Genomic DNA, 19,783 nt, shown 5'->3' on the forward strand with positions numbered 1-19,783 from the left:
TTAACGCCACATAACAATGGCGATATAGACGTCTGAAAAAACAAAGGTCGTCACAATGTCGTTAGCCACGTTGACCCACCGTGCCAGCTTGCCTTGCCCACAAGTAACCCCCGAGCAGGCAGCACACCTGCTCGAGCGACATTATGGAATGACGGGCAAATTACGCTCATTGGGCAGTCAACAAGACCTTAACTACAGAATTGACAGCACGCGGGGCCGCTTCGTTCTGAAAATCTGCCGAGGTGACTACGCCGCGGTTGAACTCCAGGCCCAGCACGCGGCCCTCACCAGCCTGGGCACGCACCCCGGCTTGCGCGTGCCCAAGGTCATCCAGACCGTGGAGGGCGAGGAGCTGCTGACGGTCAACGTCGATGGCCAAACCCTGCACCTGCGGCTATTGGACTACATCGACGGCCAACCCCTGACGCATTTGCCCCGCCTGAGCCGCACCGTGATCGGAGGCTTTGGTGAGCTGTGCGGGCAGATGAGCCTCGCGCTGGCAGATTTCGAGCATCCTGGCCTGGAGCGCACCCTGCAATGGGACCCGCGCCACGCGCAGGCATTGATCACCCACCTGCTGGCAACCTTGCCCGACCTGCCGCAGCGTGCTGCTCTGGAGCAGGTGGCCAGGCAGGTCGAGGCGCATGTCCAGCCGTTGGCGGCACACCTGCCGTGGCAAGCGGTGCACATGGACATCACCGATGACAATGTGGTGTGGCAGCGTGATGACCAGCGGCACTGGCGTATTCAAGGCGTGATCGATTTTGGCGATCTGGTGCGTACCTGGAGGATTGCCGACCTGTCGGTGACCTGCGCGGCGCTGTTGCACCATGCCGACGGTGATCCGTTTGCCCTCTTGCCGGCGATCCAGGCCTGCCACGCGGTCACGCCGTTGCAGCGCGAAGAGTTGGAGGTGTTGTGGCCGTTGATCGTCGCTCGCGCGGCGGTGTTGGTGCTCAGCAGCGAGCAGCAGCAACGCCTGGACCCGGATAATGCTTATCTCAAGAAAAACGCCGAACACGAGTGGGAAATCTTCCATATCGCCACGTCGGTGTCCTTTGAACTCATGCAAGCGGCGATTCTGCGCAGCGTCGGCAAAACATTACCGCCCGTCGCCAACCAAGACTTCGCGCCTTTATTGCCAGGCTTGGTGGGCCGCGAGTTTGCGCTGATCGACCTGGGCGTACTCAGCCCGCATTTCGAGGCTGGCAATTGGGAGACCCCTGGCATAGATCGGCGCTTGCTGGATCAAGCGGCGACGGTGCATGGGCTGGCGGCCAGTCGTTATGGGCAATACCGCTTGTCGCGCACCCGCCCCGACAGTGCGCTAGAGCCCGAGACCTTCCCCCTGCATGTCGAACTGCACCTGCCTCACGGCACGGTTCTGGAGGCGCCCTTTGCGGGAACGCTGCGCGAAGGTGCCGACGGCTTGCTGTGCTTGCACGACAGTGATCTGAGCCTGCGCCTGTGGGGTGTTCGAACATCACTCAAGCCCGGCGCAACGCTGGTCAAAGGGCAGGTGCTGGGCGAGGTTCAGGCACCGTTGACTGTGCAGTTATGCCGCGCCGACCTTGAGCCACCGCTGTTCTGCACACCTTCCCGGGCGTTGGCGTGGCAGGCGTTGTGCCCGTCACCCTCGGCGCTGTTGGGCCTGGCCTGTGATGCTGAGCCGGAACTGGACTCAGAGGCCCTGCTGGCCCGGCGGGATGCCAGCTTCGCCCGCTCCCAGAAACACTACTACGCCGACCCGCCGCGTATCGAGCGCGGCTGGCGCAACCACCTGATTGATATGCAGGGCCGATCCTACCTCGACATGCTCAACAACGTGGCCGTGCTGGGCCATGGCCACCCGCGCATGGCTGAGGTGGCGGCGCGGCAGTGGTCGTTGCTTAACACCAACTCGCGGTTTCACTATGCGGCGATTGCCGAGTTCTCCGAGCGCCTGCTGGCGTTGGCGCCGGAGGGCATGGACCGGGTGTTCCTGGTCAACAGTGGCACCGAAGCCAATGACCTGGCGATTCGCCTGGCCTGGGCCTACAGCGGCGGGCGCGACATGCTCAGCGTGCTGGAGGCTTATCACGGTTGGTCGGTGGCGGCGGATGCCGTGTCCACCTCGATTGCTGATAACCCCCAGGCCTTGAGCAGCCGCCCGGATTGGGTACACCCGGTGACCGCGCCCAATACCTACCGCGGTGAATTCCGCGGGCCGGACAGCGCGCCGGACTATGTACGAAGTGTGGAGCATAACCTGGCGAAAATCGCCGCGAGCCAGCGTCAACTGGCCGGGTTTATCTGTGAACCGGTGTACGGCAATGCCGGCGGCATATCCCTGCCAGCGGGTTACCTGCAGCAGGTGTATGGCTTGGTGCGTGCCCAGGGTGGCGTGTGCATCGCCGATGAAGTGCAGGTGGGTTACGGCCGCATGGGGCATTTCTTCTGGGGGTTTGAACAGCAGGGTGTGGTGCCTGACATCATTACCATGGCCAAAGGCATGGGCAACGGCCAGCCGTTGGGCGCAGTGATTACCCGCCGAGAGATTGCCGAGGCACTGGAGGCCGAGGGTTACTTCTTCTCGTCATCGGGAGGCAGCCCGGTCAGCTGCCGGATCGGCATGGCAGTACTGGACGTGATGGAAGAGGAAAAACTGTGGGAAAACGCCCAAGTGGTAGGCGGGCATTTCAAGGCACGACTGGAGGAATTGATCGATCGCCACCCACTCGTCGGTGCCGTGCACGGTTCGGGCTTCTATCTGGGCCTTGAACTGGTGCGTGATCGCCATACCCTGGAACCTGCGACTGCAGAAACCGGCTTGTTATGTGACCGGCTGCGGGAGCTGGGGATTTTCATGCAGCCTACCGGTGATTATCTGAATATCCTCAAAATCAAGCCGCCGATGGTGACGTCCAGACGCAGCGTGGACTTCTTTGTGGACATGCTGTCGAAAGTGCTGGATGAGCAACTGTGATTTATCGATTGTTATCGGCTATTTTTTGCAGACCCGAGCACCTATCATGTTTTTAGTCTGTTAAAGCCGATTTTTATCCATTATAAAGTTGCCCTTCACCCCATTCGGAGCCCTGATCGCCATGACCACCTTGCACAGCACACCTCGCGCCGATGGCTTTCACATGCCTGCCGAATGGGCGCCTCAGACCCAAACCTGGATGATCTGGCCAGAGCGTCCAGACAACTGGCGCCTGGGCGGCAAGCCTGCGCAGGCGGCCCATGTGGCGGTGGCCAAGGCCATCGCACGTTTTGAGCCGGTGACCGTCGCGGTTTCCGCCAGCCAGTATGAAAACGCCCGCGCCCGCCTGGACGTGCCCAACATCCGCCTGGTGGAAATGTCCAATGACGACGCCTGGGTTCGCGACACCGGCCCGACTTTCGTGATCAACGGCAGTGGTGAAGTCCGGGGTGTGAACTGGGACTTCAACGCCTGGGGTGGTTTTGACGGCGGCCTGTATGCACCGTGGAACCGCGATTCCCAAGTGGGAGGCAAGATCCTCGAGATGGAGCGCGCACCGCGTTACCGCACTGAAGGCTTCGTGCTTGAAGGCGGTTCGATTCATGTCGACGGCGAAGGCACCCTGATCACCACCGAAGAATGCCTGTTGAACCGCAACCGCAACCCGCACCTTGATCGTGCGGCTATTGAGGCCGTGCTCAGCGATAACCTGGCTGTGGATAAGATCATCTGGTTGCCGGATGGCCTGTTCAACGACGAAACCGACGGCCATGTGGATAACTTCTGCTGCTACGTGCGCCCGGGCGAAGTGCTATTGGCCTGGACCGATGACCCGCAAGACCCGAACTACCCACGCTGCCACGCAGCCTTGGACGTGCTGCAAAGCAGCACCGATGCTCAGGGCCGCTCGTTCATTGTGCATAAAATGCCGATCCCGGGTCCGCTGTATGCCACTGAGGAGGAATGCGCCGGGGTAGACCTTGTTGACGGTAGCCAGGAGCGTAATCCGACCGTGCGGTTGGCCGGGTCCTACGTCAACTTTCTGATCGTCAACGGCGGCATCATCGCGCCGAGCTTCGATGACCCGTTGGACGACCAGGCCAAGCAAATCCTGCAGAACCTCTTCCCACAGCATGAAGTGGTGATGGTGCCGGGCCGCGAACTGTTACTGGGTGGGGGCAATATCCATTGCCTGACCCAACAGCAGCCAGCCCCGCAACGAAAGTGAGTGCAGTTGTAACAGCGCCTTGATGGCGTACGAGCACTGCGCCTTTGCAGTGTTCACCGCAAGCCCGCGACCCAGCCCAGTCGCGGGCTTTTTCATGCCTGTATCCCGGTGAACACGGCACATTGGCATAGCTCTTGTATCGCTGTAGTTACAGTGGCCCAAGGGGGATGACCGCGCAGTTCTGTCACAAACCTTGAGTAAGTTAGCCGCTCACGCAGCAGGAGAGAGCGCTGAAATGAATGCCGATGTCCACCTGATGAACACGCGTACGTTCCACCCTTTGCGGGTCGACGGTGACGCGATCCATGCGCTGGCGCTTTGGTTAAAGGCAAACGGCTCGCGACAGGTCAGGCAAGTGCCTGATTTGCGCAGCGTGATGAGTGAGCGCTACCCGTTGGGGTTGTTCACGGAGGACGAAGTGCAGGCGTTGTGCGAGTTGATGAGCAACTAAAGAACACCTAAAACCAACTGTGGGAGCTGGCTTGCCTGCGATGGCGGTGGTTCAGTTAAATATTCAGTGACTGGCACACCGCTTTCGCGAGCAAGCCCGCTCCCACAGGGATCTGCGCCAGGCGCTGGTTTTATATGCAATACCTGACCAGTGTGGGAGCTGGCTTGCCTGCGATAGCGGCCTATCAGCCGACAGAGAGGGCGCTGGCCCACCGCCATCGCAGTCAAGCCAGCGCCTACACAAGCTTTGTTTCACATGAGGAGTGTCAGAAGCTGTAGGTACCGGTGACCACCAGGCTTCGCGGCTCGCCCGGTTGAATCTGCGCCGCACTGGTCGCCGAGGCGTAGTAGTTTTTATCGGCGATATTGTTCAGTGCCGCCCGCACGTCCCATTCTTTTTGACGGAACCCGGCCAGCGCGTCCCAGCGGCCATAACCCGGCAACACCACGGTGTTGAGGTTGTCGGCATAACGATCACCCACCAGGGTCAAACCGGTTTCCGCGTACCAGCCCATCTCCGGCTTCCAGGTGATGAACAGGCTGGCATTGCGCTTGGCCACATCGCTGATCCGTTTGCCCTCAAAGCCGTTGTTGTCCTTCTCGACCTTGGCGTCCTGCAGGCCTACGCCGCCGCGCACATACCAGTTGTCGACGATCTTGCCGGTGGCGGTCAGCTCCACGCCGCGTGAGCGTTGCTCGCCGGTGAGCAGGGTAATGGTGCGGTCCAGCGGGTCGCTGGTGCGGCGGTTGTAGAGTTCCAGTTCGTACACGGCCAGGGTGGTGCTCAGGCGTTCGTCGAACCAATCGCTTTTCACCCCGATTTCCTTTTGCTTGGTCAGCTCCGGGCTCAGGTCGTTGACGTTGCCGGTGGCGTTCGGCGTGATGCCGATCAGGCCGCCGCCTGCTGGTGAGAAGGTCTTGCTCCACGAGGCATAGAACGAGTGGTGCTCAAGGGGCGTCCACACCAGGCCAACGCGTGGGCTGGTGCTGTGGCTTTTCACGTTCTGTTGGATGTCGAGCAGCTTGTTGGTGGTGTCTACTTCGAAACGGTCGTAGCGCAGCCCGCCCAGCAGTTGCCATTGGTCATTCAGGCGCAGTTGGTCCTGCACGTACAGGGCGCGGCTTTCGACTTCGGTGTGGTTGTTACTCGACAGTCGCATGCTCCCGGTATGGCTCAGGCGGCGATTGGGTTGGTTGAGGTCCAGGCTCGGCACCGTCTTGCCATCCCGAGCGGAGTACAGCTTCGGATCGCGGCGCTGGCTGCCCAGCTCAATACCGGTGAGCAGGCGGTGTTCCAGGCCGAAGGTGTCGAAACCGCCTTCCAGCTCCAGGTTGTTGAACACGTTGCGGGTGGTCAGGTCCTGCTGCCAGTGCTGGCGGGTGACGGTGTTGGTTTTCGGGTCATAGCCGGTCTGGTAGGTATTGTCGAAATCGCTGTCGAGCTTGAACACGCCAAGGGTGTGGCGCAGCTGCCAGTCGGCGTTGAGCTCGTAGGCGAGTTTGGAACGCAGGGACTGGGACTTATCGTCGATGTAATCGCCATTATCAAAGTAAGTAGTGCTGCGGCTCACGTCCGCCGGGCGCCCGTTGACGCCAGGAATGCCACGGTCTGGGGTGCGGTTGTAGCGGCTGTATTCGTATTGCACCAGCCAGTTCAGCTCTGGAGTGAGCTGCCAGCTCATCGACGGCGCGAACAACTGGCGGTTGCCGCTGACGCCATCGCGAAAGCTGTTGTTGTCCTGGTTGCCCATGTTCAGGCGCAGGCTGATGGTGTCGCTCGGGTCGGCGCTCAGGTCGGCATACAAGCTACGCAGATCGTTGCTGCCACCTTGGGCTTCGATACTCGACTTATGGCCCGGGGTGGGCAATTTGCTTACGCGGTTGACGATACCGCCCTGGCCACCTCGCCCGTACAGCACGGCGGCCGGGCCCTTGAGCACTTCGATACGCTCGATGTTGTGCAGGTCGCGCACGTACTGGCTGTCGTCGCGAATGCCGTCCAGATAGAAGTCATTGCTGGCGTCGAAACCGCGTATGCGCAGGCTGTCGAAGCGTGTGTCGGCGCCGCTGCTGACGTTGGGGATACCGCTCAAGGCCTGGCCCAGGTCGTTGGTGCCATAGGAGCGCAGGCTTTCGGTTTTGACTGAGTCGATCGCCTGGGGCACATAGCGAACAGCCGTCACGGTACGTGTGGCGGTGCTGGTCTCCTTGACCCGTGGGTCGTCTTCGTCTGCTTCCACACTGATCGAGGTTTCGGGCAGGACCGTGGCCGCACCGGCAAAACCGGCAGACAGCAGAACAGAGAGCCCAAGAGAGAGGGGCGTCAGGCGAGGGGCAGGCATGGGAGTGTATCCAAATGATGTGGCAGGAAAATTGTGCGCGAATGGTAATGCTTTGCATTTGCGCGCGTTATCTATTCCCTAATGCGCATCGTGTCGGATTTGTTACTTAATGTGTTTTGAAAGGGATTCAAGGCGCTTTTCAGACTTTCATCGCCGCGCTTCACCTCGTCGCTTAGACGAATATCGCCTAAATACAGACGATTCACGAAATTGACACATAGTTCAACGCCCGCATAGGATTGCGCCCAACGCCTGTGGCTAACCACCATGACTAATCCAAATAAAAAAGGCCCGCGGCAGTTCAGTCGTCCGCGGGCCTTCTTTTTGCTGGCAAGGTCGACACCAGAAAAGCAACAGGAGCCTGGTGTCACAGCGCGTACTCAACCCGTAATAAGGAATATAAGAATATGTTGAAGCAACGGATGAGTCTGATCGCTCTGGGGATTTTGAGCGCATCGACAGCAATGGCAAACGACCAGGAGCAATCCAAGGGGTTTGTTGAAGACAGCCACCTGAACATCGCAGCACGTAACGCCTACATCAGCCGTGACAAAAAAAATGGCGAGAAGGACAAAGCCGAATGGGGCCAAGGCTTCATCGGCAAGTTCGAGTCCGGCTTCACCCAAGGCACCGTCGGTGTGGGTGTGGATGTGATTGGTCAATACGCTATCCGCCTGGACGGTGGTAAAGGTCGCGCTGGCGCCGGCGGCATCGACTTCTTCAAGCAGGGCAACGGCACTGTTGATGACAACGGCCAGCGAAACCCAGGCTCGGCACCACACGACCTGGCCAAAGGCGGCGCTGCCGTGAAGTTCCGCGTTTCCAACACCGTACTCAAGTACGGCGACCAGTTCCCGGCTGTACCTGTGCTGCAGTACGACAACTCCCGCCTGTTGTCGGAAACCTACACCGGTACGTCGATCGTCTCCAAAGAGATCGCCGGTCTGCAACTGGACGCGGGTCACTTCACCAAAGAAGCGCGCAAGAGCATGGAAGGCACCGACAGCGGCCGCCTGAAAAGCATCGACTACATTGGTGGTAGCTACAAATTCACCGAAAGCCTGTCGGCGGCCCTGTATGCCTCCGACATGCAGGACGTGCTGAAGAAGCAGTACGTCAACGTCAACTACGTGCTGGCCCTGCCAGAGAAGCAGTCGCTGACGTTTGACTTCAACGGCTACAAAACCAAGCTCGACCGCAGCTTCGCCCTGGAAAACCAAGGTGATGCGGACGCTCGCGACAACAAGATCTGGAGCCTGGGCGCTACCTGGGCCGTTGGCGCGCACAGCTTCACCCTCGCTCACCAGCGCAGCACCGGTGACACCGGCTACCTGTACGGCGGCTACCGCAACGCTGGCGGCATCGGCGACGGCGGCAATACCATCTTGCTGGCCAACTCCTACTGGTCCGACTTCAACGGGAAGGACGAGCGCTCCTGGCAAGCAGGTTACGGCATCGACTTCGCCACCTTCGGCGTACCGGGCCTGACCTACAACATCGCCTATGTGCGTGGTACCAACATCGACGACGGCAGCGGCCGTGGCGATGGCACCGAGCGTGAAATCTGGAACCAGTTCAAGTACGTGGTACAGAGCGGCCCAGCCAAAGACCTGAGCCTGCGTGCTCGCGCCTCGTGGTTGCGCGTTTCCGACAACGCCAGCAAATACAACACTGGCGGTAACGAAATCCGTCTGTTCGCCGACTACCCGATCAACGTTTTCTAATTGATCGAGTGTCGGGCCTGATGCCAGGCAATAAAAAACCCCGACTGGTTCGGGGTTTTTTTTATGCCTGGAGGTTGCCACCTAGGCCTTGACTGGCGCGAGCTTCTTGCAGTTTTCCTTGCGTGTCGGGTACTGCTCGCACTTGCGCAACACCGTTTGCACCTGCTGCGCATTCTGCAGTTGCTGGTTGGCCAACAGCTTCTCGGTAATAAACAGTTCCTCCGAGCCCAGGTTGCGTTCCGCCTTGTCAATCATCGCCAACGCCGATTGCCCATCACCGCGTTTGAGGTGGTAGCTGATCATCAAGTCATAGGTGGAAGGCCCGGCCAGGGACCAGTCCTTGATCGCCTGCAACTCTTTCACCGCTTCGCTGTTTTTGCCCTGGGCCAGGCGCACGGTATAGGCGGTGCGTCGAATGCTCGGCTGGTCTTTTACCGGCGAGGCCAGGGCCCTGCGGATGAAAGCGTCAGCTTGCGGCACCTTGTTTTTCTCCAGGGCATCAATCGCGAAGTACGCGTCTTTATAGCCCTGCAAAGCCTTCGCCACCTGGGGCGTGCTCTTCATTTTCGACCAGCTTTGCGGGTTGACCCGGGCACGGCGTTCCTGGCGATATTCGCGTTGCAAGTACTGGCGCAGCTCGGTGTCGCGGTCCATGGCCGACATGTGTGAGCGGTTGAAGTACTGGCTGGTTGCGGTGATACCGGTGGTCAAGCCGTCCTTGACCAACACGTCCAGTTCTTTGGTGAACTGGTTGAGATTGAACTGCTGCAGCGAATCCTGCATGGCATTCTTGCGCGCGGTGAGGAACCCTGCGAGCAAGGGCTTCTGCTTGCCCTGGAAGTCGTTGAGGCGCTCCAGGCTATGGGTGGCGGCTCGCGGTGCGTAACCGGCGCGGATCATCAAGTCGGTGCCCAGCAAGTCGGCCTGGTCTTCCTGGCTGCGGCCCCAGGCGGTGCTCCAAACCTGGTCGGAAAAGGTATTGGCCAGTGCGGTATACAGCACGGTATTACCGATGGTCTTCTGGGTGCCGGCCGGGTCCTTGCTGAACAACTTCATGGTTCCGCTGCTGCGGTCCACGCCGGTGTCGGCCGCCATGGTTGCCAAGGCAACGGTGGAGGCCACCGTCGTGAACATCTCTTTTTGCTGTTGGAAAGCGGCCATGCGGTCATGGTGATGCAGCAATACGTGGCTCATTTCATGGCCCAGCATCGCGGCGATTTCATCTTCACTGGCGACGTTGTCCAGCATGCCCAGCGGCACGAACAGGTTGCCGTAAGGGTCTGCCGACGGCCCGAACCCATAGCTGTCGGTGATCTTCACCTGCAGCGGCGGCAACTCCCCCGGCCAGCCCTTGGACAGGCGCGTGACAATGCCCTGCAAGTAGCCTTGCAGCATGGGGATATCCACCAGGTTCTGCTGGCGCGCTTCAGCGGCCGGTACCGCGCGCCCGTCGTAGCTCAAACGCTGCTGGCTCTGGCGCTGCGGGTCGAGCTTGTAATACTGGCGTACGTCGCTGTTATCCACGTAATGGCCCTGAACCCGGGACTGGGTCGAGGGGCCCACCAGGTTCAGGAACGCTTGGTCTGCACCTTTCAAGGTGGCGCAACCACTGAGCACCGAACTGGCCAACAGGCCGGCTGCTACTAGATATCCCTTCACCGCAACGCTCCTTTTATTGATTGCAGCCGGCACCAAAACCGATGGTGGAGTTGTTGCGGCTATCCTTGGCCTGGCTTTTGGTCAGGCCCTGGCAGGGCAGGTCCACGACGTTCAGCGGCGGCTCGATGCGTAGGTCCATGGTGTCCAGCCAGACCTTCTGGCCTGCCAGTTCTACCTGCACCAGGTCCAGTGCCTGGTTGTACTGCAACACCGGCAGGGGCTGGGTGGGCGCGTCCTTTTTCGCCAGCTCACGTTGTTGCTTGCCCTGCTCGTCCAGCACTGTCACCGGGTCGGCGAGGAACGCCTTGATACTGTGGGTTTCTGCCCATGCGCCCTGGGTGAAGAGGGCGGCGAGCAAGACGATGAGGCTTCTGTTCATCCTTGGTTTCCTTGAGTCAGATAGCAGAGCGGCGCACTCAGCGATCGCGGTCGAAGAAGGCTTCGATCCGCTCGCTGAACAGCACCAACGACAGCAACACAATGCCCAGCACGTTGACCGGGGTGATGTCATTGAGGCTCAGCAACACACTGACCCCCGCCAACATCGACATCACCAACAGCCACGACGGGCACGGCGAGGTAAAAAACCAGATTTCCTGGCGCCGCCACCGGCTCCAGGGACGATGGCCCGCCAGGCGACGCGCGTGCAGCGCCTTGAGCACGGCGATCAACGCCAGCAGCCCGAGCTCCAGCAGGTCCAGCCAATTGAAGGGCAAGCGGGGGAAGTTGGCCGGTTCATGGTCGTAGCCCATGCCCCCATTGATCAGGTTATCCAGGGCCATGGCGTGCAAATACACGCCGGGGAGTTGCCCATGTACCGGCGACTCCACCAGATCCCCGGTGGAGGCGATATTGGCGCCCACCAGCACCAGGCGGTCGCGCAGTAACTCGGCGATCAGTGCCTGGGCGTCGGGGTCGCTGACCTCCAGGTCACTGGCCGACAACGTCAGCGTATAAGGGCATCGCGCCTGGGCCGAGTCATCGAGTTTCCAGAACACCGCCTGGAAAAACTGCGCCACCCCGTCCAGCAAAAAATGCCGTGCCGGCGCGCAATGGCGGATATCGGCAATACGTGCCTGCTCGGGCGCCAGCTTCAGCCCCCATTGCACGGCGATGGGTTGGCGCTGTGCAGCGGTTTGCACATCCACCGGCGGCTGCTTGCAGTGCTGCGTGGCACAGAACACCCGGTACAACGACAGGGCGGGAGTTTCCATCAGCCCTGCCTGTGTGCGCATCGCCAGTGGGTATTTGTCATCCACCCCTTCCCACACTACCAGGGCTGGCTGGCTCACCCGCATAAACGGCGCCAGCGTATTCGCCTGGCCCGCCTCTGCTCGCGTCAACCCTGTATTGGCCAGCCACAGCGGGATGCCTTGGCGTTGATAACGCTCAAACACATTCGCCAGCAACTGACTGCCCCGCGTCGGGTCGCCCAACGAGTGGTCGTGGCTATAAAGCAAATCCACAAACACCGCCTGGGGCTTGTACGCCAGCAAGCGCTTGAACAACTTGCTCTGTTCACCATAAGGCATGGGCCACGAACTGTTGTTGCGCATCAGGTAGGCATCATCAATCAACACCACCGCCACACGCTGCTGCCCAAGGCTCGGGTAGTGACTGGCAAACATACGATTGAGCCACTGCGCCGACGCCTTGTCGCTGGAACTGGCCAGGCCGAAAGGATCAAGAATTGCCAGCAACACGATGATGACCGCCAGCCAATAGCGGCGGTATTTGAACAGTGGGGGGTTGGACAACATCCATGTCTCGATAAAAACGCAAGCAAGGCGGGGTTTTTAACGGAGTGGGGAGGGAGTGTCAATTGGAAAAGTGGCTAAGTGCCATATCGCTATGGGCGCATGGATCGTCATTCGTAAAAAAGACTCGGCGTGTCCAGGCCAGGGTTTTATTCCGTGGGCTTCGGGCGGTCAGCCCAGGCACCACATCACTTCGCTATTGCTCAACATTCCTGGCTATTCAATCATCACCTCCCTCATCTCCTGGAAATAGGAGTGCGAAAAGGCAGTCTTTGTATTTGCCACCCGTGTAGTCGGTTGATTTGTCGATCTCACCGCGATGAGGCTTGCGCTGCAGGATGGCAAGGTGTGGACAGGATGTGGACATGCGGAAACAACAAAGCCCCCACATTTCTGTGGAGGCTTTGTTTTGTATGGTGCCGGCACCAGGAGTCGAACCCGGGACCTACTGATTACAAGTCAGTTGCTCTACCAACTGAGCTATACCGGCGTGTTAGGGCGACGATTATAGCGATTGGAAAGGTTCTGTAAACCCCTGAATTCTGACTATTTTTGCAAAGTCGGAGGTTTCTTGCGATTAGGGCGTTTTCTCTGTGTTTTCACCGGTCGAAAAGGACGTGCAGTTCGGGGCCCAGCTCTACACCTGATGAGCAACGAGCTTTACCCGTTGCCGAACGCGCCCAAACAGCCCGCACAAAGTGCCCGTTATGCGCCTAGCGCCAGATGCTTATGCACAATCGGTTGGTAACAGCTGTCGCGAAACAGCCAATTTGTGCAGCAGTTCTCAACACGCTGCAACTGCCTGTTTTGTGTGCACTTTATTTTGTGAACAAAAAATGACCAGGTTGGCTTTTGGCGTGAAGTGCCGATATCTACGGCCTCTGTAAACTATTCATCAACAGAGTTATCCACAGGGCGCGTGTAGGATTTTTTGCCCTTTATTCGCGCTCGGCCAGCACCATCAGGTTGCGCGGGGTCAACGATGGTTCGCAGAAGCTGCCGACCTCGACGGTGTAGCCCTGTTCCACCATGAACAGTGCCCGGTCCAATACCAACCACAGTTCCAGTGGGCGTCGAAACAAGCCTCTTACCAACTCCAGGTTGCGCACCTCGGCCAGGCGCTGCCAGCCGTGGGCTTCCAGCGTCGTCCAATCCTGTTCACCTGTGGATAAGCCCTTGAGGCTCGCCAGTTCCTGGCAGTAGTCGGCAAAGGGTTTATCCAGCCAGTTGGCGGGCAGGGAGGGGGTTGGCAGGTAGTCGTCGCAGCCGCGCAGTTGCCGCTGTAGTCGGTCAAAACCCAGGCGGCGGGCCATGGAGGTGTCCCGTTGTTGGCGTACACGGTTGCCGGCGGTGACGGTTTCGCTCAGGGGCAGGCCCAGGTCATCAATCGACAGTTGCAGCAGTGAGGCGCGCCCGGCGGCGGAGAGGGCTTGATAACGGTCGGCGGTGATGCGGTTGTAGCAGCAGGGCGCCAATGCCAGTTGTTTACAGCCGGCGGCGCTGGCCAGCTGCAGCAGGCGCACATGCAGATCGCCGCAGGCATGCAAGGCGACCGGTGTGTGTTCGGGCTGGATCGCGACATCCGCCATCACGTCTTGCAGATGATGGGTTGCGGGCAGGCCGTGACGATCACTCAAGGCTTGGCCGGAGGCGATCAGGGCGGGGTCGTATTCCAGGCAGGTCAACTGTTGGCCAGGTTGCAGCAGGCGGCGGCCTAGATGGCCTTTGCCGGCGCACCAGTCCAGCCAGTGGGCAGGCGTTTGGGTAAAGGTCAGCGCGGCGCCGAAGGCTTCGATCTGTTGCCATTTGCGCCCGGGCACGTCGACATTCAGACGATGGCGAGCAGGCTCAAGGGGGTGCGTGGGTAACTTATCCACAGTGCTGAGGTGCAGTGCGTGAGCGGCCAGCAGTGGAAAAGGTGCGGGCGCGGGCAGGTGGTGAGGTTGGTTGTGGCTGGCTTCAGCTTCGGCCAACGAACGCCGGCGCAACCACAGGGATAACTCGGGATGCTCGGTTTCCCAAGGCAACTGCAACTGGGTAAAGGGCCGTGGTCGCCACAGCCCTTGGTGTTCGGTCAGGAATGCATCCAGTGCCTGGAAGCGTGCCTCAACGTCCTTGGCACGCATCGACGCGCAGCCATTTTTCCAGCAGTTTGAAACCGCGCACCAGCACGTAGGCCATCAGCAGGTAGAACAGCCCGGCGGCGAAGAAGATCTCGACCGGCAGGTAGGTACGGGCAATGATGGTCCGCGCCATGCCGGTCAGTTCCAGCAGGGTCACGGTGCTGGCCAGGGCGCTGGCCTTGAGCATCAGGATCACTTCGTTGCTGTAGGCCGGCAGGCCGATGCGCGAGGCGCGTGGCAGGATGATGTAGAACAGCGTTTTCGGTTTGGACATGCCCAATGCCCGCGCTGCTTCGATCTCGCCCGGCGGGATGGCCTGGATCGCACCGCGCAGGATCTCGGCGATATAGGCGGCGGTGTGCAGGGTCATGGTGGCGGTGGCGCACCAGAACGGGTCGCGCAGGTACGGCCACATGAAGCTGTTGCGCACGGCATCGAACTGCGCCAGGCCGTAATACACCAAAAACAACTGCACCAGCAGCGGTGTGCCACGGAAGAAGAAAATGTAGCCATAGGGCAGGGCGCTCACGTACCAGCGGCGCGAAGAGCGGGCGATGCCCAGTGGGATCGCCAGCAGCAGGCCGGCGATCACGGCGATTGCCACCAGCTCCAGGGTCAAAGTCGCGCCCTGGGCCAACTTCGGCAGCCACTTGATGATCACGGCCCAGTTCAGGCCCAGGTCGAAGTGCGATAGCCAGCTGTAATCGCCGCTCATTGGGTGCTCCTTGCAAAGCCGCGGGCGGCGCGTTTTTCCAGGAAGTGCATGCTGGTCATCGCCAGTACGGTCAGGCCCAGGTACATGAATGCGGCGACCATGAAGAAGGTGAAGGGTTGCTTGGTCACCGTCACGCCGATCTGCGCGTGGCGCATGATTTCTTCAAGGCCGATCACCGACACCAGTGCGGTGTCTTTCATCAGGATCATGAACAGGTTGCCCAGGCCAGGCAGAGCGATACGCCACATCTGCGGCATGATCAACCGAGTGAAAATCCGAAACTTCGACAGCCCCAACGCCACGCCGGCTTCGCGGTGGCCCTTGGGAATCGCAAGGATCGCGCCGCGGAACACTTCCGTTGCGTAGGCGCCGAAGCACAGGCCCAGGCCGATGACGCCGGCGGCGAAGGCACTCAGCGACAGGTCGGGGTTGCCGAAGAACTCACCGAGCGCACGCATCAGGTTGACGGTGCCGAAGTAAATCAGCAGCACCCACAGCAGCTCGGGAATACCGCGCACGATGGTCGAATAAGCGCCGCCCAGCCATTGCAGCGGCTTGTACGGGGAAGTCTTGGCCAAGGCGCCGGCAAGGCCGAGCACCAACCCCAGGCACAGGGCCGTGAGCGCCAGTTTGACGGTCATCAGCGCGCCGGCGGCGAGGGCCGGGCCGAATCCGTAGAGATCGAAATTCATGGTGTTTTCATATCGCGGCAGGCATTGCTAAAAGCCGACGCGCTCACAGGAGCGCGCCGGGCAGGCCGTTTCAGATCATTCGATGCTGAACGGGAAGTACTTGTCGTTGATCTTCTTGTAGGTGCCGTCTGCCTTGATCTCTGCCAGGGCTTTGTTCAGGCGCTCGCGCAATGGGTCGCCCTTGCGCACGGCGATACCGATCTTGTCGCTTTCTACCACCGGGTCGCCTTTGAACTCATAGGCCGAACCGTCTTTGCTCTTGAGCCATTCGTACTGCACGTACTTGTCAGCCAGGATGCCGTCGAGGCGACCGGAGGTCAGGTCGAGGTAGGCGTTTTCCTGGGTGTCGTAGAGCTTGGCTTCGGTGTCCGGCAGCTTGTCTTCCAGGTAGGTACCGGCCAGCGTTGCGCGCTGTGCACCGATCACCTTGCCTTTCAGGTAAGTGGCGTCGGTCTTGAAGTCTGCCGTGGCTTTGGGCGCAATGAACTGCAGCTTGTTGGAGTAGTACGGGTCGGTGAAGTCCACTGCCTGCTTGCGTTCGTCGGTGATCGACAGCGAGGACACCAGGAAGTCGAACTTCTTGGCGTTCAGGGCCGGGATGATGCCGTCCCAGTCGGACACATACACTTCGCACTTCTCGACTTTCATCTTGGCGCACAGGGCGTCGCCGATGTCCTTGTCGAAGCCGACGACATTGCCGCTGGCGTCTTTATTGTTGAAGGGCGGGTAAGCCGCTTCGATCCCCATCTTCAAGGTTTCTGCCATGGCCGTGGCGCTGAACGCCATCGAGACGGCCGCGGCCAGAAGGAATTTCTTATAGGTCTGCATGCATGTTGCTCCGTTAGCGGTTGCTGGACATGAATTGTTTGCAGCGCGCCGAAAGCGGGTTTTCAAATACCTGCTGTGGCGATCCTTGCTCTTCGACCAGGCCTTGGTGCAAAAACACCACTTCGCTGGATACCTGACGGGCGAAGCCCATTTCGTGGGTGACCAGCAGCATGGTGCGGCCTTCTTCGGCCAGTGCGCGGATCACATTAAGTACTTCCTGGACCATTTCCGGGTCAAGCGCAGAAGTCGGCTCGTCGAACAGAATGACTTTAGGCTGCATCGCCAAGGTACGCGCAATCGCCGCGCGTTGTTGTTGGCCGCCAGAGAGTTGCGCGGGGTAGGCGTGGCGCTTGTCGGCGATACCGACCTTGGCCAGCAGGGCCTCGGCCACTTCTATGGCTTCGGCCTTGCTTTGGCCGAGTACGCGCCGAGGAGCCTCGATGATGTTGTCGAGGATGCTCATGTGCGGCCACAGGTTAAAGTTTTGAAACACAAACCCGATTTCGCTGCGCAGGCGGTTGATCTGCTTGCCGTCAGCGGCCATCAGTTCGCCGTTTTTCGCGGCCTTGAGCTTGAGTTCTTCGCCGGCCACCAGGATCTGGCCCTGGTGCGGGTTTTCCAGCAGGTTGATGCAGCGCAGGAAGGTGGACTTGCCGGAACCGGAGGAACCCAGGATCGAGATCACATCGCCGTCGCGAGCGGTCAGCGAGATACCTTTGAGTACCTCAAGCTCACCATAGCGTTTATGCAAGTTGCGGATTTCAAGCGCGGGCGTGGCCTGGGCCATGTGCGGTCCTCATTGTGTTCGTTGCGATCTTCGCTGTTGGGCCGCCTTCCTGGCGAGGCGCCAAGCTAGCATAGCGTTTGGATGACAGCCAACAGCGCTGCGGACGGTTAACCGATGGTCTGCGGCAGGGTGTCGCATCGGCGCAGCAGTGTGTCGCGCCATCAACAACCTACAGACGTTTGACCCGGAAAGATCCACAGGCTTCGCGTAAAAAAGGGCGCGATGGTGCCAGCTTTGGCCGGGTGTTGGAAGGGTTAACCGGGCAAACGGTCCATATCAGCCCGGTTATGGGGCGTCACGTACTTTTTGTGTGTGTTTTTGGTGCGCCGGATTGGCTGGAAGGTGAGTCGCACGGTAACGCTATAGCGGAATGCCATGATTCTCAAAGACTTGCGAGTGCTGATGAATTGTCCTACAGCCCGCGTCAACTGCGGCTCTGTTACATTTTGGCGCAAATCTTGCGTAAAAAATAAAGAACGCCCTGTTGGATTCTTTTCACGAGAAAGGCTGCAGGCCGGGCGAACCGTTTTCGCAATTCCTCGCAAAGGTGTGTCAATGAGTAGTACGCAAAGCTCCAATGACCTCGAACAGGGGCTCAAACCGCGTCACGTCACTATGCTGTCGATTGCCGGGGTCATCGGCGCCGGTTTGTTTGTCGGCTCCGGCCATGCGATCGCTGCCGCCGGCCCGGCTGTACTGTTGGCCTATGCGGCCGCCGGTACGCTGGTGGTCTTGGTGATGCGCATGCTGGCCGAGATGGCCGTTGCGTCACCGGATACCGGTTCGTTCTCTACCTATGCCGACCGGGCAATCGGCCATTGGGCCGGTTTCACCATAGGCTGGCTCTACTGGTGGTTCTGGGTGCTGGTGATTCCGCTGGAAGCCAACGCGGCGGCAACCATCCTGCACGCCTGGTTCCCCGACGTGGCGATCTGGGCGTTCACCCTGGTCATTACCTTGCTGCTCACCGCAACCAACTTGTTCAGCGTGAAGAACTACGGCGAGTTCGAGTTCTGGTTTGCGCTGATCAAGGTTGTGGCGATCGTAGGCTTTGTGATCCTCGGCCTGGCCGCGATCTTCGGCTTCTTGCCCACCAGCCAGGTCAGCGGTGTTTCGCACCTGTTCGATACCCAAGGGTTCATGCCCAACGGCATGGGCGCGGTATTGGCGGCGATCCTGACTACCATGTTCTCGTTCATGGGCACCGAGATTGTCACCATCGCCGCAGCCGAATCGAAGAACCCAGGCCAGCAAATCACCAAGGCCACCAACTCGGTGATCTGGCGGATTGGTTTGTTCTACCTGTTGTCGATCTTCATCGTGGTCTCCCTGGTGCCTTGGAACGATCCGACCCTGGCTGCCGTAGGTTCCTACCAGACTGTGCTGGAACGCATGGGCATTCCGAACGCCAAGCTGATTGTCGACCTGGTGGTGCTGGTTGCCGTGACCAGTTGCCTCAACTCAGCGCTGTACACCGCGTCGCGCATGCTGTTCTCCCTGGGCCGTCGCGGTGACGCACCGGCCGTGGCCAAGCGTACCAACAAGAGCGGCACACCTTACTGGGCGGTGTTGCTGTCCACCGGCGCTGCGTTCCTGGCGGTATTCGCCAACTATGTCGCCCCGGCGGCGGTGTTCGAATTCCTGCTGGCCAGCTCCGGCGCCATCGCGTTGCTGGTGTACCTGGTGATTGCCGTGTCGCAACTGCGCATGCGCCAGAAGCGTACGGCAGCGGGTGAGAAGATCGTCTTCAAGATGTGGCTGTTCCCAGGCCTGACGTACGCGGTGATGGTGTTTATCGTCGGTACGTTGACCATCATGCTGTTCCAGGAAGCGCATCGGGTCGAGATCATTGCCACCGGGGTTCTGAGCTTGCTGGTGGTGTTGGCGGGGTTGGTGGTGGCGAGCCGTCGCAAGGCTCAAAGAGTGGGGGCTGCGGCACTTAACTGATACGCCGCTATTCAAACTGTGGGAGCGGGCTTGCTCGCGAATGCGCTAGACCAGTCAATAAATTGAGTGACTGTCAGAATGCATTCGCGGGCAAGCCCGCTCCCACATTTTTATTTTGTGTCAGTCGGGGGCGTTGGCCAGCGCCTGGGACGCCGCCACGTAATCGGCCTGGAACTGCGGCGACTCGATCCACGCCAATGCGGCGGCTTCATCATCGCTATCCGTCGCCCACTGCCGATACTCGATCAGCGCCGCCAGGATAAAGTCGGTCGCTTCCTCTTCGCCTTCCTGCTCCAGCACCAACGCCAGCAACGGATGCGCCAGGAACACCGCACACAGCGCCTGCTGGCTGATCTCGCCGGCGGTACGCATTTCGACGAACAGTTCAGTCAAGTCCACCGACTCAAGGTCGATGCGGCTGTCGTCGCCAGCAAAAGCATCCGGCTTGTGCGCCACGGCGCGCTGGGTGCGGTTTTGCTTGGCCTTGGCTTTTGCCCGGTGGGCGCGTTTTTGCTGCTTGTTTGGCGAGGCCATGGGCTCAACGTCCTTGGGGTCTGGGTCTAGAG

The 19,783-nt window shown here is 60.0% G+C and carries 16 protein-coding genes and 1 tRNA gene; 6 read left to right on the forward strand and 11 right to left on the reverse strand.

Going from position 1 to position 19,783, the window contains the following annotated elements; translation table 11 throughout:
- The first annotated feature begins 55 nt into the window (after positions 1-55).
- From CER19_RS26935 to CER19_RS26945, 3 genes are all read left to right on the forward strand, one after another.
- Positions 56-2,965 (forward strand): aminotransferase, encoded by a 2,910-nt coding sequence (locus CER19_RS26935; protein ID WP_116668602.1) that lies wholly within the window; start codon positions 56-58, stop codon positions 2,963-2,965.
- 121 nt (positions 2,966-3,086) lie between these two features.
- On the forward strand, positions 3,087-4,193 hold the full coding sequence (gene aguA, locus CER19_RS26940) for an agmatine deiminase (RefSeq protein ID WP_116668603.1): 1,107 nt from the start codon (positions 3,087-3,089) through the stop codon (positions 4,191-4,193).
- A 235-nt stretch (positions 4,194-4,428) separates the two neighbouring features.
- On the forward strand, positions 4,429-4,644 hold the full coding sequence (locus tag CER19_RS26945) for a hypothetical protein (RefSeq protein ID WP_116668604.1): 216 nt from the start codon (positions 4,429-4,431) through the stop codon (positions 4,642-4,644).
- Positions 4,645-4,909: 265 nt separating this feature from the next.
- Here CER19_RS26945 and CER19_RS26950 read toward each other — a convergent pair whose 3' ends face one another.
- Positions 4,910-6,985, reverse strand: a complete 2,076-nt coding sequence (locus CER19_RS26950) for a TonB-dependent siderophore receptor (protein ID WP_116668605.1) — start codon at positions 6,983-6,985, stop codon at positions 4,910-4,912.
- Positions 6,986-7,392: 407 nt separating this feature from the next.
- On the opposite strand from CER19_RS26950, the gene CER19_RS26955 reads away from it, so the two are divergent.
- On the forward strand, positions 7,393-8,709 hold the full coding sequence (locus CER19_RS26955) for an OprD family porin (RefSeq protein WP_116668606.1): 1,317 nt from the start codon (positions 7,393-7,395) through the stop codon (positions 8,707-8,709).
- A gap of 81 nt (positions 8,710-8,790) precedes the next feature.
- On the opposite strand, the gene CER19_RS26960 is transcribed toward CER19_RS26955, so the two are convergent.
- The 9 genes from CER19_RS26960 to CER19_RS27000 all read right to left on the reverse strand — a co-directional run bounded on the left by CER19_RS26960 (position 8,791) and on the right by CER19_RS27000 (position 17,270).
- Complete coding sequence (locus CER19_RS26960; RefSeq protein WP_116668607.1) at positions 8,791-10,368, reverse strand: M48 family metallopeptidase; 1,578 nt, start codon at positions 10,366-10,368, stop codon at positions 8,791-8,793.
- Between the two features lie 13 nt (positions 10,369-10,381).
- Complete coding sequence (locus tag CER19_RS26965) at positions 10,382-10,747, reverse strand: hypothetical protein (RefSeq protein WP_014716500.1); 366 nt, start codon at positions 10,745-10,747, stop codon at positions 10,382-10,384.
- Positions 10,748-10,784: 37 nt separating this feature from the next.
- Positions 10,785-12,128, reverse strand: coding sequence for a CHASE2 domain-containing protein (locus CER19_RS26970; RefSeq protein ID WP_116668608.1), 1,344 nt, complete (start codon positions 12,126-12,128; stop codon positions 10,785-10,787).
- Positions 12,129-12,539: 411 nt separating this feature from the next.
- A tRNA-Thr gene (locus CER19_RS26975) sits at positions 12,540-12,615 on the reverse strand.
- Positions 12,616-13,063: 448 nt separating this feature from the next.
- The gene (locus tag CER19_RS26980; RefSeq protein ID WP_116668609.1) at positions 13,064-14,251 is read right to left on the reverse strand and encodes a methyltransferase; all 1,188 of its coding nucleotides are present in this window, start codon (positions 14,249-14,251) and stop codon (positions 13,064-13,066) included.
- A complete protein-coding gene (locus tag CER19_RS26985; RefSeq protein ID WP_032803763.1) occupies positions 14,232-14,921 on the reverse strand; it encodes an ABC transporter permease in 690 nt (229 codons plus the stop codon). Before CER19_RS26985 ends, CER19_RS26980 begins: the two co-directional genes overlap by 20 nt.
- A gap of 38 nt (positions 14,922-14,959) precedes the next feature.
- Positions 14,960-15,655, reverse strand: coding sequence for an ABC transporter permease (locus CER19_RS26990; RefSeq protein ID WP_116668610.1), 696 nt, complete (start codon positions 15,653-15,655; stop codon positions 14,960-14,962).
- A gap of 75 nt (positions 15,656-15,730) precedes the next feature.
- Positions 15,731-16,483: an ABC transporter substrate-binding protein gene (locus tag CER19_RS26995; protein ID WP_014716503.1), complete on the reverse strand. Its 753-nt coding sequence runs from the start codon at positions 16,481-16,483 to the stop codon at positions 15,731-15,733.
- Positions 16,484-16,496: 13 nt separating this feature from the next.
- On the reverse strand, positions 16,497-17,270 hold the full coding sequence (locus CER19_RS27000; protein ID WP_003187760.1) for an ABC transporter ATP-binding protein: 774 nt from the start codon (positions 17,268-17,270) through the stop codon (positions 16,497-16,499).
- Positions 17,271-17,347: 77 nt separating this feature from the next.
- On the opposite strand from CER19_RS27000, the gene CER19_RS28680 reads away from it, so the two are divergent.
- Positions 17,348-17,743 carry a hypothetical protein gene (locus tag CER19_RS28680; protein WP_133298368.1) on the forward strand — a complete coding sequence of 132 codons (396 nt, stop codon included), beginning with the start codon at positions 17,348-17,350 and terminating at the stop codon, positions 17,741-17,743.
- A gap of 82 nt (positions 17,744-17,825) precedes the next feature.
- Positions 17,826-19,217, forward strand: a complete 1,392-nt coding sequence (gene gabP / locus CER19_RS27005) for a GABA permease (RefSeq protein ID WP_116668611.1) — start codon at positions 17,826-17,828, stop codon at positions 19,215-19,217.
- 120 nt (positions 19,218-19,337) lie between these two features.
- On the opposite strand, the gene CER19_RS27010 is transcribed toward gabP, so the two are convergent.
- Positions 19,338-19,751: a hypothetical protein gene (locus tag CER19_RS27010; RefSeq protein WP_014716505.1), complete on the reverse strand. Its 414-nt coding sequence runs from the start codon at positions 19,749-19,751 to the stop codon at positions 19,338-19,340.
- Positions 19,752-19,783: the final 32 nt, after the last annotated feature.

It is taken from the genome of Pseudomonas sp. GL93 (genome assembly GCF_003408955.1).
GTDB lineage: Bacteria > Pseudomonadota > Gammaproteobacteria > Pseudomonadales > Pseudomonadaceae > Aquipseudomonas > Aquipseudomonas paracarnis.